General features: G+C 68.8%; 11 protein-coding genes. 6 read left to right on the forward strand and 5 right to left on the reverse strand.

Going from position 1 to position 15,358, the window contains the following annotated elements; all coding sequences use genetic code 11:
* The first annotated feature begins 302 nt into the window (after nt 1–302).
* Nucleotides 303–3,017 (forward strand): S8 family serine peptidase, encoded by a 2,715-nt coding sequence (locus J5V16_RS09650; protein ID WP_208495935.1) that lies wholly within the window; start codon nt 303–305, stop codon nt 3,015–3,017.
* Nucleotides 3,018–3,066: 49 nt separating this feature from the next.
* Here J5V16_RS09650 and J5V16_RS09655 read toward each other — a convergent pair whose 3' ends face one another.
* The 3 genes from J5V16_RS09655 to J5V16_RS09665 form a co-directional block, all read right to left on the reverse strand.
* The gene (locus tag J5V16_RS09655; RefSeq protein ID WP_208495937.1) at nt 3,067–3,642 is read right to left on the reverse strand and encodes a DUF4352 domain-containing protein; all 576 of its coding nucleotides are present in this window, start codon (nt 3,640–3,642) and stop codon (nt 3,067–3,069) included.
* Nucleotides 3,643–3,817: 175 nt separating this feature from the next.
* The gene (locus tag J5V16_RS09660; protein ID WP_208495938.1) at nt 3,818–5,035 is read right to left on the reverse strand and encodes a PP2C family protein-serine/threonine phosphatase; all 1,218 of its coding nucleotides are present in this window, start codon (nt 5,033–5,035) and stop codon (nt 3,818–3,820) included.
* A 184-nt stretch (nt 5,036–5,219) separates the two neighbouring features.
* Entirely contained in the window at nt 5,220–5,891 is a 672-nt protein-coding gene (locus J5V16_RS09665; RefSeq protein ID WP_208495939.1) for a hypothetical protein, read from the reverse strand.
* Nucleotides 5,892–6,262: 371 nt separating this feature from the next.
* Here J5V16_RS09665 and J5V16_RS25445 point away from each other — a divergent pair, with 371 nt between their 5' ends.
* Complete coding sequence (locus J5V16_RS25445; protein WP_208495941.1) at nt 6,263–8,140, forward strand: ATP-binding cassette domain-containing protein; 1,878 nt, start codon at nt 6,263–6,265, stop codon at nt 8,138–8,140.
* Between the two features lie 93 nt (nt 8,141–8,233).
* Nucleotides 8,234–9,238, forward strand: coding sequence for a hypothetical protein (locus tag J5V16_RS09675; RefSeq protein ID WP_208495943.1), 1,005 nt, complete (start codon nt 8,234–8,236; stop codon nt 9,236–9,238).
* Nucleotides 9,239–9,392: 154 nt separating this feature from the next.
* Here the strand turns inward: J5V16_RS09675 and J5V16_RS09680 are convergent, their stop codons facing one another.
* On the reverse strand, nt 9,393–10,892 hold the full coding sequence (locus tag J5V16_RS09680) for a cellulase family glycosylhydrolase (protein ID WP_208495945.1): 1,500 nt from the start codon (nt 10,890–10,892) through the stop codon (nt 9,393–9,395).
* Nucleotides 10,893–11,087: 195 nt separating this feature from the next.
* Between J5V16_RS09680 and J5V16_RS09685 the strand changes: the two genes are divergently transcribed.
* From J5V16_RS09685 to J5V16_RS09695, 3 genes are all read left to right on the forward strand, one after another.
* Nucleotides 11,088–12,401, forward strand: coding sequence for an ROK family transcriptional regulator (locus J5V16_RS09685; RefSeq protein WP_208495946.1), 1,314 nt, complete (start codon nt 11,088–11,090; stop codon nt 12,399–12,401).
* 94 nt (nt 12,402–12,495) lie between these two features.
* Nucleotides 12,496–13,053, forward strand: a complete 558-nt coding sequence (locus tag J5V16_RS09690; protein WP_208495948.1) for a beta/alpha barrel domain-containing protein — start codon at nt 12,496–12,498, stop codon at nt 13,051–13,053.
* An 80-nt stretch (nt 13,054–13,133) separates the two neighbouring features.
* Nucleotides 13,134–13,940, forward strand: coding sequence for a class I SAM-dependent methyltransferase (locus tag J5V16_RS09695; protein ID WP_208495950.1), 807 nt, complete (start codon nt 13,134–13,136; stop codon nt 13,938–13,940).
* A 24-nt stretch (nt 13,941–13,964) separates the two neighbouring features.
* Here J5V16_RS09695 and J5V16_RS09700 read toward each other — a convergent pair whose 3' ends face one another.
* Nucleotides 13,965–15,104, reverse strand: coding sequence for a hypothetical protein (locus tag J5V16_RS09700; protein WP_208495952.1), 1,140 nt, complete (start codon nt 15,102–15,104; stop codon nt 13,965–13,967).
* Nucleotides 15,105–15,358: the final 254 nt, after the last annotated feature.

The raw sequence follows: 15,358 nt of genomic DNA on the forward strand, positions 1-15,358 counted from the left end.
TCCGGCTCCACGCCGGAAGCGACATCAGCGGGCTCTGACAGCCCTCACCTGGCCTTACCGACCCTGGACCGCGTTGCGGCCCAGGGTTTTCTCATGCCCTCGAGCGGACCGCCGCCGGATCTCGGTGTGCCTAAATCGTGACGCATGCAACCGTCCCGGTCCTTCGGGGCGTACCGATTTCAGGGTCGCCAATGTGGAGCTACCCCAGCGAATCTGTCCATAGTCACCAATTTCATTCCTCTCGGAGACCACCCCCGGTCTCGCGGCCGGCGCCGCGGGGCCACCCCCAACAAGGAGAGTTCGTGACATTTGCACAGCGGCGTTCACGCCGCATCCTCGCCGCCGCCTTCGCCGGCGCGCTCGTCCCGGCCGCGGTCGCCTCCGGCGCCGCGGCCCAAACATCCGAGACCGAGATCCTCATCGAGGAGAAGGTCGCCCCCGAACTGCTCGAGCAGATCGACGACAAGGGCGACGCGGAGCTGTGGCTCCTCTTCGCCGGGTCGCCCGACTACAGCACCGCGCTCGCAGCGGACACCAAGGAGGCCAAGGGAACCGCGGCCGTCGAGGCCGCCAAGGAGTACGCGGAGCAATCGCAGGCCGACGTGATCGCGGCCCTCGAGAAGTCCGGCGTCGAATACGAGTCCTATTGGGGCGCTTCCACCGTCAAGGTGGTGGGCGACGCCGACCTGCTCGCCGAACTGGTCGCGTTCGACGAGGTCGAGGCGGTCGTGGCCGCCCCCGACTACTCGATGATCGAGCCGATCGCTCCGGACGACAAGCCCGAGAACGACTTCCAGACGTGGGACGCGGTCCAGCAGGCCGCCGTCGAATGGGGCGTCGAGGACGTGGGCGCGCCCGATGTCTGGGAGCAGGGCTTCACCGGCGAGGGCATCGTCGTGGCCAGCATCGACTCCGGCGTGCAGTACGACCACCCGGCGCTCGTGGGCCAGTACCGCGGCAACAACGGCGACGGGACCTTCACGCACGACTACAACTTCTACGACATCCAGGACGTCTGCCCGGGCGACGCGCCGTGCGACGACGACGGCCACGGCACCCACACGATGGGCACCATGGTCGGCTCCGAAGGGATCGGCGTCGCGCCCGGCGCGGAGTGGATCGCCGTCAACGGCTGCTGCCCCGACATCGAGACGCTGATCCTGGCCGGGCAGTGGCTCGCCGCGCCCACCGACTCCGAGGGCCGCAACCCCGACCCGCTGAAGGCCCCGCACGTGGTCAACAACTCCTGGGGCTCGACGATCCCGGGCTACGACCCGATCTACGCCGAGGTCGTCGACCTGTGGCACGCCTCGGGCATCATCCCGGTCTTCGCCGCGGGCAACAACGGCCCGGCGTGCCTGACCATGAGCACCCCCGGGGTGTACGAGAACGTGATCGCCGTGGGCGCTTACGACGAGAACCACGAGATCGCCGAGTTCTCCTCACGCGGCCACGGCCTCAACGGCGTCCTGAAGCCGGACCTCTCGGCCCCGGGCGTGGCCGTGCGCTCGGCGCTCCCGGGCGACGAGTACGGCCTCGGCGACGGGACCTCGATGGCCGCACCGCACGTGGTGGGCACGATCGCCCTGCTCATGTCGGCCTCGCCGACGCTCGAAGGCGATTACGAGGCGGTCTACGAGACGCTGACCGGCACGGCCGTCGACACGGCGGACGACCAGTGCACCGGCGACAAGGAGGCCAACAACGTCTACGGGCACGGCCGCGTCAACGTCGAGGACGCCGTCGACGAAGCCCCCGCGGGCAAGTTCGGGGCGCTCTCCGGCGCGGTCACGGACCAGGACGGCGAGCCGGTCGCGGGCGCCCGGCTCGTGTTCGAGGGCGCGGTCGTCCGCGAGGCCACGACCGGCGCCGACGGCGCCTACGAGTTCGCGCGCATCCCGGCCGGGCGCTACCACGTGACGGTCTCGAAGTTCCTCTACGGCACCGTCACCGGCTCCGTGCGCATCAAGAACAACGGTGAGGCCGTCTTCGACGCCGAGCTCCAGAAGGAGGCGACGCAGGTCGTCGAGGGCACGGTCGTGGACGGCGGCGGGCACGGATGGGCGCTCGACGCGTCCGTGTCGACCGCGGGCGACGAGGTCGTCGCCCGCACCGACCCGTACACCGGCGCGTTCAGCATGGAGGTCCCGGCCGAGGGCGACTGGCCGCTCACCGTCGAGACCGCCTACCCCGGGTACGAAGTGATCCAGGTCGATCCGGCCGAAGCGGGCCTGGTCGAAGTGCCCGTCCTGCCCGGGTGCCTGGCGCCCGGCTACGGATCCGACGTGCTCGACGAGACCTTCGATTCGCTGGGGCTCCCCGCGGACTGGGAGGTCGTGGACCGCGGCGAGACCACCGGCTGGGTCTTCGACGACCCGTTCGGGTACGGCAACATGACGCCGGGCTCGGGCGGCTTCGCGGAGGCGAACTCCGACGCGGCCGACCCGGAGCACCATGTCGACACCGACCTCGTCACGCCGGTGTTCGACCTGAGCGCCGCCGACGACCCGACCCTGTCGTTCGCGAGCTTCTTCGTGGACGACGGCATCGGCTCCGAAGCGGAGGTGCTCCTCTCCGTCGACGGCGGCGAGACCTGGGAGCAGGTCTGGTACACCAATGAGGACCTGGAGGCCACGGTCGAAGCGGTCGACCTCGCCGCCTGGGCCGACCAGACCGCCGTGCAGCTGAAGTTCCACTTCGACGACCACGACACGTGGGCCTACTGGTGGATGGTCGACAACGTCCGCATCGGCTGCGGCGAGCTCGAAGGCGGCCTCGTGCGCGGCAACGTCACCGACGCCGCCACCGGCGACCCGATCGAAGGCGCGGTGGTCACCGACCCCGCCACCGGCAACGCCGCCGTGACCGGAGCGGACGGCGCCTACGTCCTCTTCACCGCCGCCGGATCGGCGAACCTGGAAGCGGCCCTTGACGGCTGGACCACAGGCACCGCCGAAGCGGAAGTGGAGGCCGACGCCGTCATCGGCGCCGATTTCGAACTGGAGGCCGACGCCTGACCTGAATGACGGGCATGGGGCTCGCGCCGCACCGCGGCGCGGGCCCCTTTCAGTAGGTCCAGTGGAGGAGGTCCGAACCTTCAGGAGAGGGGATCTCAAGCTGGAAGGTGCCTGAGTCGGCGACGTTCGGCGGGGCTTCGAACGCGATGTGCCCCGCTATGGACTCTCCTTCGGGAACAGTGCCATCGAGCATGGTGCCGACCGGCTGGATGGAGGTCTGGTACTCGATGCCGTCGGAGTCGATCAGGGCCGGTGCCAGCGCCGGCTCGGCCCAAAAGCCGAACATGAACGTCATCTCGCCCTTGACGACCTCGACGCCGACGGTGAACACCACGAAATCGGACCTGCCCTCGGTGACGGCTTCGACCTCGGTCACCGCGAAGTTGAACTCCAAGTCCGCTCCCCCACCCGCATCGGAGTACGAAATGCCGAGGGCTGAGTCCATCCCGACCGGCAACACGGAGGCAGGCTCGGGGGGCGCCGTGCTCTCGGCCTCGGTGGCCTCGGTGGCCTCAGCGGACGCCGAGAGAGAGGCCGAAGGCTCCGAAGGCGTTTCCGCACCCTTGGAGCCGCATGCCGCGAGCAGCAATGCGACCAGCGGGATCGACAGGACGTGGTATCGCATGGCGGCCCCTCTTTGGCCTCGGTTCGGCGGAAGACGGGAATCGTAGATCGCCCGAGTCGGGACCGGTCCCGATGCGACCGGGTGCATGAGACCGCTGAGGCGCGTCGTCAGTCGGTCTTGACGCCAACGGTGGGGGTCATGCTCGAGCGGTACTCCAAGCCGCTGCGCTGAGCGGTCATAGCCGGATGATGACCAAGGCGATGTCGTCGGGTGCGCCGCCTTCCACGCCGAGTTCGGCCAGCACGGCGTCGGCCAGGCGCTCGGGAGCGTCGGTGCCGTGACGCCCCAGCAAGGTGATGAGGCGCTCGATGCCGACGTCGATGTCCTCGCCGCGCCGTTCGATCAACCCGTCGCTGTAGAGCACGAGCGTGTCGCCGGGGGCATAGGCGTGCCCGGCTTGTGAGCGGGGGACGTGCAGGGGGAGGGCGCCCAGCGGGGGGTCGACGGCCTGGTTCAGCAGCTCGCATTCACCGTTCGGACGCAGCAGGACCGGTGGCAGATGCCCGGCATTGCTGTAGGTGATCAGGTTGCTGCGGGGATCGACCATCACCTTGACGGCGGTGCTGTTCAATGCCTCGTCGACCGAGCGGGAGTACAGGCCCACCACCTCGAGCGCCTGGGCGGGCCGCTCCACGGCGCGAATGGCGGCACTGAGCGCGCTGCGCAGCATGCCCATGACGGCGGCGGCCTCGAGGCCGTGGCCCACGACGTCGCCGACGGCTGCCGCGAAGCAGCCGTCGCTGAGGTCGACCACGTCGTACCAGTCCCCGCCCACGTTCAGCGGCCCCGTGGCGGGCAGGTATCGCACCGCGACGTCGGTGTGGTGGCGCAGGTCCGGTGATTGCAGCATGGCCTCTTGGAGGGTGAGGGCGACCTGGCGCTCGCGTTTGTTGGCCAGGCGCAGCTCCTCATTGACGCGTTGCAGCTCGCGGGCCCGCGCGTACAGCTCGGCCTCCAGGGCCTCCCGCTCGACCGAGGTCCGCCTGTCGGGAGAGTGGGCCCGGATGAACGCGGTGACGTCCTCCACTCGGTGGATGATCCACTGGACCGTCCCATCCGGGGCCAGGAGCGGTGTGTTGATCGGCGACCACCAGCGCTCCTCGAACGCACCGGGTCGGCCCATGACGGGGATGTCGTACTTCTGCAGGGCCATCGTGTCGGGCTCCCGTGAGATGAGGACGCGATGCAGCGATGCGTTCAGGTTCTGCACGCCGTCGGCCTCGGGGTCGTCCGGGTTCGAAGGGAAGGCGTCGAAGATGTGCCGCCCGATCAGGTCCTCGCGGGTACGGTTGGTGGCCGCCAGGTACGCCTGGTTGACCTCCACGATCACCAGGTCCGAACCCAGCACCAGGTACGGGCTCGGCGTCGCCGCGAACAATGCGGCGTAATCCATGGCAGCCTTCCCCGGCTGCGGTGGCACCTCGTGCGTCATATCCATGAACTTGAACCTCTACCGTCACGCTACCCCGCTGACGTGCGCAGTCGCACCGGAAACCCTGCACGGTGGAGCGCGCCTCGGCGGGAGAGGGACGGCGGTGGTGCTGCTGGTCTTGCGCTCGGCAGCACCACCGCTGCTGCTAGAACTGCTGGATCTTCAGCGGGAACCGCAGCAGGGACGCTTCGCGGTGCGTTCCCTTGACTACCGAAAGAGCGGTCTTGTGCTTGAGCCCGTATCGGGCGCGGTCGTCGGGGAAACCGAGCGGCTTCCCGGAAAGCTCGACCGGGATCGTTGCTTTCAGCTTCAGCGGCTTGTCGACATCGCCGCGCAGCCCGAACGCCCGCGGGTCGGCGATGGTGATGACGCATGCCATCCGCAGCGTGTGCTGGAAGCGGAGCGACTCGGCGGCGGCGCGCTCCAGCACCGAGGGCTCCTGCCCGGCGATCGGGCGCGGCTCGACCGTGACGGTGACTTCGCCGCGGTTGTCGGAGGCCGCGAGGCGGAACTCCTTGATCCTGGTGCGCACCGCGGCCCGGCCGCCCGCGTGCTCCTCGATCTCGAAGACGGCGCGGCCCTGGAGGGGGCCGGTGCGGATCCGCTCGCCCGCGACGGACAGTTCGATGCCCTTCGACATCAGCTCGGCGTCGATGGTCGCGCCTGGCGCCGGCAGTTTGGGCAGGACCCGTTCGGTGCGCTTGGCTGCCACGGCGACTCCCGTGACGGCCAGGCCCACGACCGCGCCCGCGGCCACGGCGGCCGTCACACGGCGGGCAGTCCTCGCCCGCTGCTGCTTCTTGGTGATGATGGTCATCTGCTCTGCAGACCCTCCGAAGTAGGAAAACGACCTCCTGAGGCTAGGTCGAACCGGCGCGAATTTCCCGGAAACTCACTAAAACCGCAGTTCCAGCTATACGCGTCCTATTGGTTTGGATGAGTGCGGCCAGGTCGTTCTCCCGGACCTCCCGTTCTCCGGTGAGCAGCGCGACTTCATCGTGTCGGTAACCCGACAGGCGTTTCCGCTGCCCTGTACCGGAATTGACGTCCCCGATTGTCGGTCCGGCCTGCCATGCTGCCCGCTTGGGGCCGAACAACAGGAGGACGCGGCACATGGCGCGGAAGTGGTGGCGGATCCGAATTCCACGGCAGCGGAAGGCATCAGCGACAGGCGAGCGGGATCTGCCGGTGCTCGAGGACATCGCCTGGTACCGGCATGCGGAAGATGCCGAGACGGCGTCGTTCTGGCGGATGGCGCGCAAGCTCCCGAGTCTGCTTCGGCAGGCGTTCGCGACCGCCTGGGCGGCGTCGCCGGCGTGGACGGCCACCGCGGTCGGGCTCAATGTCGTGGCCGGTGTCGCGACGACGACCGCGCTGCTCGCGGTCTCGGATGTGACCGGGACGCTGTTCGCGGCCCCGCCCACGTGGGAGCGGGTGCTGGCGGCGTCACCGTCGCTGGTGCTCCTCGCGGCTGCGACCGCCGCCCGCGCGGGGCTCGGCATCGGCGCCGGGTTCGCGCAGCAGCGCCTGAACCCGCTGGTGCTCAACCGGACCGAGCGCGAGTTCTACCAGCTGATCACGGACGTGCCGCGTGCGGCGTTCGACGACGACGCGTTCGCCGACCGGCTCAAGGCCGCCAAGGACCGCGGTTCACGGGCGGTGGTCGACCTGGTCGGCGATGTCGTCGACCTGGTGACCGCCGCCGTCACCGTCGCCGCGGTGGCGGTCGCGCTCGCGGTGATCGAACCGGTCCTGATCCCGATGCTGTTCGCGGCCGCGCTGCCGACAGGTTGGGCGGCGGTCCGGTCGGCGCGGCTGATGTACGTGTCCAACCGCTCCCGGGTGTCGCGCCGGCGTCGGCTGTGGATGGTCGAGTTCCTCATGGACAATCGATGGACCGCCGACGACCTGCGCTACCACGAAGCCGGTCCGTGGCTGCGCGGACAGCATCAGGCCATGGTCGACGCGGAGACGCAGGCGGACTTCGAGGTCATCCGCTCGCAGACGGTCACTCGCGCGGTCGGGCAGGTCATCTCAGGGGCAGCGGTCGCGGCCGTCTACGGGGTCCTGCTGTGGCTGCTCGCGACCGGTACAGTGCCGCTCGCGGTCGCAGCGGCCGCCGTGGTCGCACTCGGGCAAGGGTCGGTCGCCATGTCGAATCTCCTGATCGCGGTCAACACCGTCTACGAGGACGGCCTGTACGCCGCCGATCGGCACGAGTTCGACGCGATCGCCGCCGAACGCATCGCCGCGCAACCGCATCTCACCGCACTTTCGGCAACGGAGCAGGATCCGCTCCCGGTCCCGGAAGTGATCGAACTCGTCGACGTGTCGTTCCGCTACCCGGGAAAGGACGCCGACGCCGTCACCGGTGTCTCGCTGGCGATCCGGCGCGGCGAGACGACCGCGCTCGTGGGCGAGAACGGCTCGGGGAAGACGACCGTCGCCAAGCTCCTATCGGGCCTGTACACGCCCACGAGCGGGCAGATCCTCTGGGACGGCGTCGATATCGCACTGATCGACCCGGCCCGGTGGCGCTGCCACGTGGCCGTGATCGCGCAGCAGGTCCAGCGGTGGCCGTTCACCGCGGAACTCTCAGTGCGCCTGGGCCGCTCGCACGCGCCCGCCGATCGGGACCGCCTGGTGGCGGCCGCTCGGGACGCAGGAGCGCTCGACCTGATCGAAGGGTTCGAGCACGGCTGGAACCAGCTCCTCGACGCGGAGTACCGCAGCGGCACGGACCTTTCCGGCGGGCAATGGCAGCGGCTCTCGTCCGCTCGCGGCCTGTACCGCGACTACGACGGCCTTCTGGTCGCCGACGAACCTTCGGCTGCGCTCGACGCACGCGCCGAAGCCGCCCTGTTCGACACGCTGCGCGCCCGCGCGGGACGGGCCGCGACGGTGCTGATCTCTCATCGGCTCCAAGGGGTCGTGCACGCCGACCAGATCGCGGTACTCGAGGAGGGCAAACTGATCGAACTCGGGCCGCACACCGACCTCGTCGCCGCTGGCGGGGCGTACGCGGAGCTGTGGGGCCTCCAAGCCCGCTCGTACGCGACCGAGTGACTGCCGACGGGACAGCAGCCGGTATATGCAGGGACCCCTCCCGGGGCATCGTGGGTACCGTTCCCGACGTCGAGACATGCTGGAGGGATAGCGATGCGGGACCGGGATGAGTACAGGGCGCGGCAGCAGCGGCTGCAGGCGTTCCTGGCCGAGGATGAGGACCGCGGGGCGTCCATGCGGCCGGGGCAGCGGTTCAAGGCGGCCAAGGCGGCGGTACGGGACCTGCATGCGGGCGTCTCGCGGCTCGACCCGCTGTTCGGCGAGGCCCGGGCCCGATTCCTTGAAATCCATGAACTCGCGCGGCCGAACTCGGTGACGGTGAAAGAGACCATAGGCGTCACCGTCCACCAGGTCTGCGAGACGCACGGCCCTGATCACGCCTTGGTGGAGCGGTTGCGGACGGTCCAGTGGTCGACCTACTCCGGCTCCTCGAAGCGCACTTCCCGGAAACTCCAGCGGGCCATCGAAGAACACAAGATGTTGCAGAGCCAGGCCGAGCCCGGGCACCGGTACATCTTGGCGATCATGAATCTTGCCGACCTGTTCCTCGATGGGGGCCAGTACTTCTCGGCGGTCAAGAACTGCGTGCGGGTGGTGAACGAAGGCAAGCGGGTCGGGCTCGACCCCGCCCTCCAGATCGCTTTCACGCGTGCTGCAGCACTCCGACTCTTCGACCGTCACGGCGAGGTCGTGAAGGCGCTGCCCATGCTGGAGGAAGTGCTCGCGGCGGACAAGGTGCGCTACGGCGCGGACTTGCGGGAGGACGAACTGTTCATGCTCTCGCATGAACGGTTGCAGCTTGCCAAGTGCTATCTCGCGACGGCGCAGCCTCGCAAGGCGGAGACGGTCTTGCGCGAATGCCTGGACCGTCTCCGCCACCGCCGCGCATACGAGCACAGCGAGGACCTCTACCTGCTGTTCCACGAGGCCACCTACGAACTAGGGTCGGCGCTTTGGAAGCAGCATCGGCCGACGGAGGCCGCCGCTGCGCTGGCGGAAGCCTGGGACCTGATTCGGACTGACCGCATCGCCGGCGAGTGGAGACGCGCCCCGTACCGGACCGCGATCACCTACATCGAAGTCGCCGGAGATGCCTGAACGACCCCGCCCCCTTTGGTTGATGTTGTGCCCCAGCCGAACAACTCAGGTGAGATGGCGGAATCGCAGCTCTCCTGTTGAGTTCCGCTGTAGCACAACGGAACTCAACAGGAGGCCTTCTCAGCCGCAAACACGGCCCAAGCGTCTCATCGGGTCACAGGTAGGGGCTCTGGGTGAGCAGGTGGTTCCGGTAGCCTTCGCCGACACCGGGCTCCGGAGTGCCGGACCAGTCCTTGATGAGGACCGCGCCACCGGTGCAGCCCCACGGGTTCCAGGTCCACGCCAGGTAGTTCATGCCGTTCGCGTCGGCCCAGTCCACCAGCCCCTGCATGTAGTCGAACCCGCAGTCGTCCTGGCCGAACTCGCCGAGCACGACCGGCACCTCCTGCATCAGCGGGGCGATCTCGGCGTCCCAACAGGACTCGGTCACGCACCGGTTGAAGCTGTACGAATGCCAGGACGCGGCGATGTTGTCCAGCGGGTCGTTCGGCATGTAGGCCAGCCATTCCCGCATGTCGTTGGTCCACTCGAGTCCGCCGACCATGAGAATGTTCGTGGCGCCGGTGTCGCGGACCGCGTCGACGAGGTCCTGCATGCCGGCCACCTCGTACCCGATGCCGGCGCAGGTGCCGCCGTCGCGCAGGCACTGCCAGCCCAACGTCTTGTCCCAGTTGCTGGCCATATCCGGATACGGTTCGTTGAACAGGTCGAAGACGACGGCGTCGTTGCCCTTGAAGGTGTCGGCGACGCCGGCCCAGAACTGCGGGGCGTACTGCGCGTCGGGCATCGGCTTCTGGCAGGTGGCGTGCACATCGGTGCAATGCCAGTCCGGTCCTGTGGTGTAGGCGCCCCAGGTCCAGTGCAGGTCGAGGATGACGTTGATGCCGTTGGCGACCAGGAGGTCGACGTAGTCCTTGATGCCTTCCTGGTAGGCGGCGCCGCTGGGTGAGCCGTTGAGGCCGAGCCAGCACTCCTCGTTGAGCGGGAGGCGCACGGCGTGGATGTTCCAGGACTTCATGGCGTCGACGGAGGCCTGGTCGACCGGGCCGGAGTCGAACAGGCCCTTGCCCTGCACGCACGCGAACTCAGCGGAGGACCGGTCCACACCCAGCAGCCGGTACGGCTCGCCCTCCTCGGTGACGATCTGGTTGCCGGAGACGCTGAGTTGCGGCGCCGGACCGTCCGGCGGGGTGGTGGTCGGGTCCTCGCTGGGGGTGGTGGTCGGGCCCCCGGTAGGTGTCGTCGAGCCGGTGCAGGGCGTGCCGTTGAGCGCGAAGGACGCCGGTTCGGGGTTGGCGTCGCGCCAGGTGCCGACGAACCCGAGCGAGGTGGAGGCGTCGGTGTCCAGTGACCCGTTCCAGCTCATGCTGGCGGCGGAGACGCCGGCGCCGGATTGGGTCCAGACGGCGCTCCAGCCCTGGGTGACCTGCTGGCCGGCATTCGGGAAGTCGAAGGTCAATGTCCAGTCGGACATCGCGTCGCCGAGGTTGGTGACTTCCAAGTCGGCGCGGAACCCGCCCGGCCACTCGCTCTGCACGGTATAGGTGACCTCGCAGCCCGAAGTGGCCGCCGAGGCGGGAAGGGTGGTTGCCAAGCCGCCCAGTACCAGTGCGCCGGCGGCGCCGGCGACCAACAGTGTTTGACGATGTCGCATCTAAGCTCCTTGATTTTCGTGAGGGAGGTATGGGAGCGCTTCCGTTCTCACCTTAGTTAGGCACCCTAAGAAAGTCAAGAATTTAGATGGACCTATGCTTGGTGATCATCGTGCGGCCGATCGGGCGAAATGGACGAACGGGCAAGCAGGCGGGTGAGTAAGGCAGCCTGACAAAGGACATCGAAGGAGGCGCACGTGGCGCTCAGCCCGACGTGGACGAACAAATCCAGGACCAGGGGCCTGATCCTGGACGCCATCCGCGCGGCCCGCACGATCAGCCGGGTGGAGCTCGCCGCAGCGACGGGTTTCACCGGAGCCACGATCTCCGAGCTCGTGCGGGAGCTCATCGACGACGGATTGGTCGTCGAGGTCGGGCGAGGTGCGCCGACCGGCGGCAAGCCGCGCACGCTGGTACAGCTCGATCCCCGGGCCCGGTACAGCGTGGGAGTCCAGATGGAGCGCAACGCCTGCGTCGTCGTCATCGTCGACTTGGCCGGACGGCCGGTGGCCCGGACTTCGTTCCACGGTGTGGCGTCGATGCCGCCGGACCAGGCGCTGCCGATGATCGCCTCGCAGGTGGACGCCCTGCTGGCCACGGCTGCCGTCGACCGCGACCGGGTGCTGGGGGTCGGGCTGGTCAGCTACGGCCCGCAGGACCGCCGCGCGGGGGTGCTGTTGAGCCCGCAGCCTTCCGAGCCATGGCTCGAATACCCGGTCGCGGAGCGACTCGCGCAGAGCCTCGACCTGCCCGTGCTGCTCGACAACGATGCCGCGGCCGCCGCGATCGGCGAATACTGGTTGGGCGCGGTCGACCGACGAAGCACCTACGGCTGCATCTACATGGCCAGCGGGATCGGCGGCGGGATCGTGGTCGCCGGCGAGGTGTACCGGGGCAGCTCCTCCAACAGCGTCGAACTCGGCCATATGTCGATCGACGTCAACGGCGACCAGTGCCCGTGCGGCAACGTCGGCTGCCTGGAGAACTACGCCGGCCCGTCAGCCCTGGTCCGGCAGGCCGCGGCCACGCCCGCGCTGGCCGAGCGACTGGCGCCCGACCCCGACACCGCCGACTTCCTCACCGAGTTCGCGCGGATCGCGGCTGCAGCCAACGCCGGCGATCCGGCCGCCCGTCGCCTCATCGAGCGGTCGGCCCGCTACCTCGGTGCCGCCGCCGTCACCATGACGATGCTGTTCGATGTGGACGCGATCGTCCTGGCCGGTCCAAGCTTCGCGGTAGCAGGCTCCATCTACCAGACCGTGATCCAGGAGGAAGTGGACCGCCGCACCGTCACCTGGCGGACGCACCCGGTGCGGGTGATGCCGTCGGTCAACGGCCCCGACGCAGCAGCGATCGGCGCAGCGGCCCTCGTGCTGCAGAGCGAGCTGACCCATGGCCGGACTCGGACTGAGGAGGGGAGGGGTGTCGGCAGCCGTGCGCGACCGGTGCCGGTCGGGGCCGAAAGTCCACCTCGAAACACTGAGCCTTCCCAGGGAAAGGAATCTGCGTAAGGGCGGCACCGGATCCTACGGGGCTTCCGGATGGTGAAGGGCGTCCTGTTCGACGGCTCGGAGCGCGACCTGCGCGCTGGCACCCTCGGCGTTCATGTTCGAGGCCGGTGCGACCGTGCAGGTCCTTAAGAAAGGGACCCTCTTTGCGCAGCGCGCCGATCGCCTCCACCGGCTCTACCGCGAATACAACGGCATTGACGACCTACCCGAAATCGAACTCGACCGCTTGCTGGCCAACGTGTTCCCCAACGGACTCGACCGGGCCTGGGCCGAGGTGGAGGCGTACCTCCGCCACCACGAGCCCGCCGAACTCGGACGGGCCGAATCCGACGGGCGGCACAGGATGGCGCTGCTCTTCCGCTCCTACCTCGGCATGAGCTCCCGCCGGGCGGCCGCAGGCGACGAGACCCGGTCCAGCGACTACCAGATCTGGTGCGGCCCGGCCATGGGCGCCTTCAACCTCTGGACCCGGTCAACGGCCCTGGAGGAGCCCGGGAACCGGCACGTCGCCGAAGTCGCCGGGCGCCTTCTCCGCGGGGCGGCGTTCTACGCGCGCTTGGCACAGCTCCGATTCGCCGGGGTGCGGATACCGGCCGAGTGCGCCGACTACCGCCTGCCCCCGGTCCACCAACCCGCAGACGCTCATCGTTAGTCGCGCTCGCGCGCGTCCAGCCATCGGGCACACGCGAAAGTTCGGGTACCCGGATCGGGTTCATGCCAGAATCGGGCGATATGGAACCGGAATCTGATGCTCAGGCGCAGCGCGATCTCATGTACGGCCAATTCGACCTCGGATCACTGTCGATCTTCTCGGGATCGTTCATCAATTTCGGGTACTGGGGCGACCTCGAACCCGATCGTGAGATCACCGCGGAGGAGCGCGTCGAGAGCCATGCCGAGCTGTACCGGAAGGTGGCGACGAGCCTCCGACCCGAACCCGGCGACCGCCTCTTGGAGCTCGGCTGCGGCCTCGGTGTCGGCACCGCACTGGTCGCCTCCGAATACGACGTACTCGTGTCCGGCATGGACCGTTCCGCAACTCAGCTCAGACGGGCGCTGGCGATCAACGCCAACGCGATCGAGGCCTTGGGCGGCGCGCTCTCGTTCGTCCAGGGCTCGGTCACCGATCTCCCCTGGGGCGACGCCACCGTCGACGGTGTTTACGCCGTCGAGGTGCTTCAGCACGTCGACGACCTCGCCGCCGTGGCGCGCGAGGCCCACCGGGTCCTCAAGCCCGGCGGGCGCTTCGCGGCCGCGACGTTCTTCGCGCCCGACGGCGCGGATGCGGCTCCTGTCGCCGATCTCCTCGAAACCGTCGCCTCCGGTGCCGACGTGATCCGGCCGGTAGGCGAGTTCGCCGCCGACCTGACCGCCGCCGGATTCACCGACGTCTCCGTCGAGTCGATCGGCGAGCACGTATGGCGACAGCTCGACCGGTGGATCGCTCAGACCGAGTTCCGCGTCTCCTGGGCCCGGAACTGGCTGCGCTGCTACGAGAACGGCCTGATCGACTACTACCTTGTCACCGCCCGCCGGTAGAGCGCGTGAGGCTCCCGCCGCCCCTCAGGCCGGCGTTGACTCCGAATGCGAAGGCTTGAGGGTGGCGCGCACGGCCAGGTAGACCGCGCGGACCGCCAGGGTGCGTTCGACGTCGTCGATGATCGGAGCGAAGAACTCCCGCCGGTGCTCCGCGTCGGTCATGGAGATGACCGCGAAGTACATGCTGCCGAACGCCGCGAACAGGGTCGAGTTGCGCAGCAACGCGACCGGCATCTGCGGCCACAGCGTCGAATACACGGGTGGTGCCCCGATCCACTGCTCGGCGGTCTCGGGCATGACCACGGCGATGCCGAGCAGGAGGAAGAACGCGAACAAGGCGACGCCGATGAACGCCGCCTGCACCAACTGGCGGATCGCGAGCATGACCAGCAGGTTTCGGCCCTGGCGCCGGTTCAGCCGGGTCGCCGGAAGGGTGTGGCCATCGGTCAACCGGTCGATCGGCACTGCGGCCAGCGGCGTCCCCTTGCACGCCGCTTCCAGCACGGACGGGCGCAGGTCCTGCTCCACTCGTCCGATCTCATCGCGCAGCCGAGTCGACGCCGCCAGCACGGTGATCGCGGCGAACAGCCCGACCACCAGCGCGACCCGCCACCACGCGAGCCGGTTCATCGCCTGCCAGATCTCACCGGTGAAGAACAGGAAGAGCGTGACGAACAGGATCGCGGGCATCGCCCGGCCCAGCACATGCAGACTGTTGCGCAGGTCGTACCGCAGGTGTCGGATGGCCCGCCGAAGCAGTGTGCCGAAGCCGTAGGTCGTGGCCAGCGCGGTGGCGAGGAACGCGACCGCGAAGAAGATCACGAAGCCCAGCAGCCCGACCGTGCTGTTCCCCGGCGGCGTGATCGCGTCGTCGACCAGCAACTGCAGCAACGGGACGGCGATCGGCATCGCGGCGTAGACGACGAGGACGACCGCGGCGGCTGGGCGCGAGAACCGTGGTCGGCGCCGGACGGACACCGAGACCGCCTGCCACACGGCCACCGTCACCACGGCGACCACCGCAAGCGCGACCCAGCGCTCTGAGCCCAGGGATTTGAGCGGCACCAGCCAGACCAGGCTGGCGAGCGTCACGAACGCCAGCGCCGGCAGCATCCGGGGCAGGACATGCGAGACGAAGCCGTACCCCTCGATCATCGTCGGCATCCCCTGCCGGACGAACCATCGTTCGGTCTGCCGCCCCCAGGTCGGTGAAGACGTCGTCAAGGGCATGGTCTCACCGCTTCTGCTCGCACATGCGCCCACTCTAGCCGTCGGCAGCAGCGGTACCGCGTTGAGAGAAGGTGCCGTCGAATCGCGGCGAGAGGCGCCAGCACCGGAGGCGGAGGCCGGCGTGCTCGTCCTCGGAAAGCTCGACTTCCTGGGAGGCACCGCGGTCATCCGCATGACGAAGGGGTGAG

It is taken from the genome of Glycomyces niveus, from assembly GCF_017592475.1.
GTDB classification, from domain to species: Bacteria; Actinomycetota; Actinomycetes; order Mycobacteriales; family Micromonosporaceae; genus Glycomyces; species Glycomyces niveus.

What these genes read in the sequence shown, in the direction of transcription:
- J5V16_RS09660 (WP_208495938.1), bottom strand. Translation starts at nt 5,035, where the DNA reads ATGGATTACGCCGCATTGTTCGCGGCGACGCCGAGCCCGTACCTGGTG.
- J5V16_RS09690 (WP_208495948.1), top strand. Translation starts at nt 12,496, where the DNA reads ATGTTCGAGGCCGGTGCGACCGTGCAGGTCCTTAAGAAAGGGACCCTC.
- J5V16_RS09680 (WP_208495945.1), bottom strand. Translation starts at nt 10,892, where the DNA reads ATGCGACATCGTCAAACACTGTTGGTCGCCGGCGCCGCCGGCGCACTG.
- J5V16_RS09700 (WP_208495952.1), bottom strand. Translation starts at nt 15,104, where the DNA reads ATGCCGACGATGATCGAGGGGTACGGCTTCGTCTCGCATGTCCTGCCC.
- J5V16_RS09675 (WP_208495943.1), top strand. Translation starts at nt 8,234, where the DNA reads ATGCGGGACCGGGATGAGTACAGGGCGCGGCAGCAGCGGCTGCAGGCG.
- J5V16_RS09665 (WP_208495939.1), bottom strand. Translation starts at nt 5,891, where the DNA reads ATGACCATCATCACCAAGAAGCAGCAGCGGGCGAGGACTGCCCGCCGT.
- J5V16_RS09695 (WP_208495950.1), top strand. Translation starts at nt 13,134, where the DNA reads ATGGAACCGGAATCTGATGCTCAGGCGCAGCGCGATCTCATGTACGGC.
- J5V16_RS09655 (WP_208495937.1), bottom strand. Translation starts at nt 3,642, where the DNA reads ATGCGATACCACGTCCTGTCGATCCCGCTGGTCGCATTGCTGCTCGCG.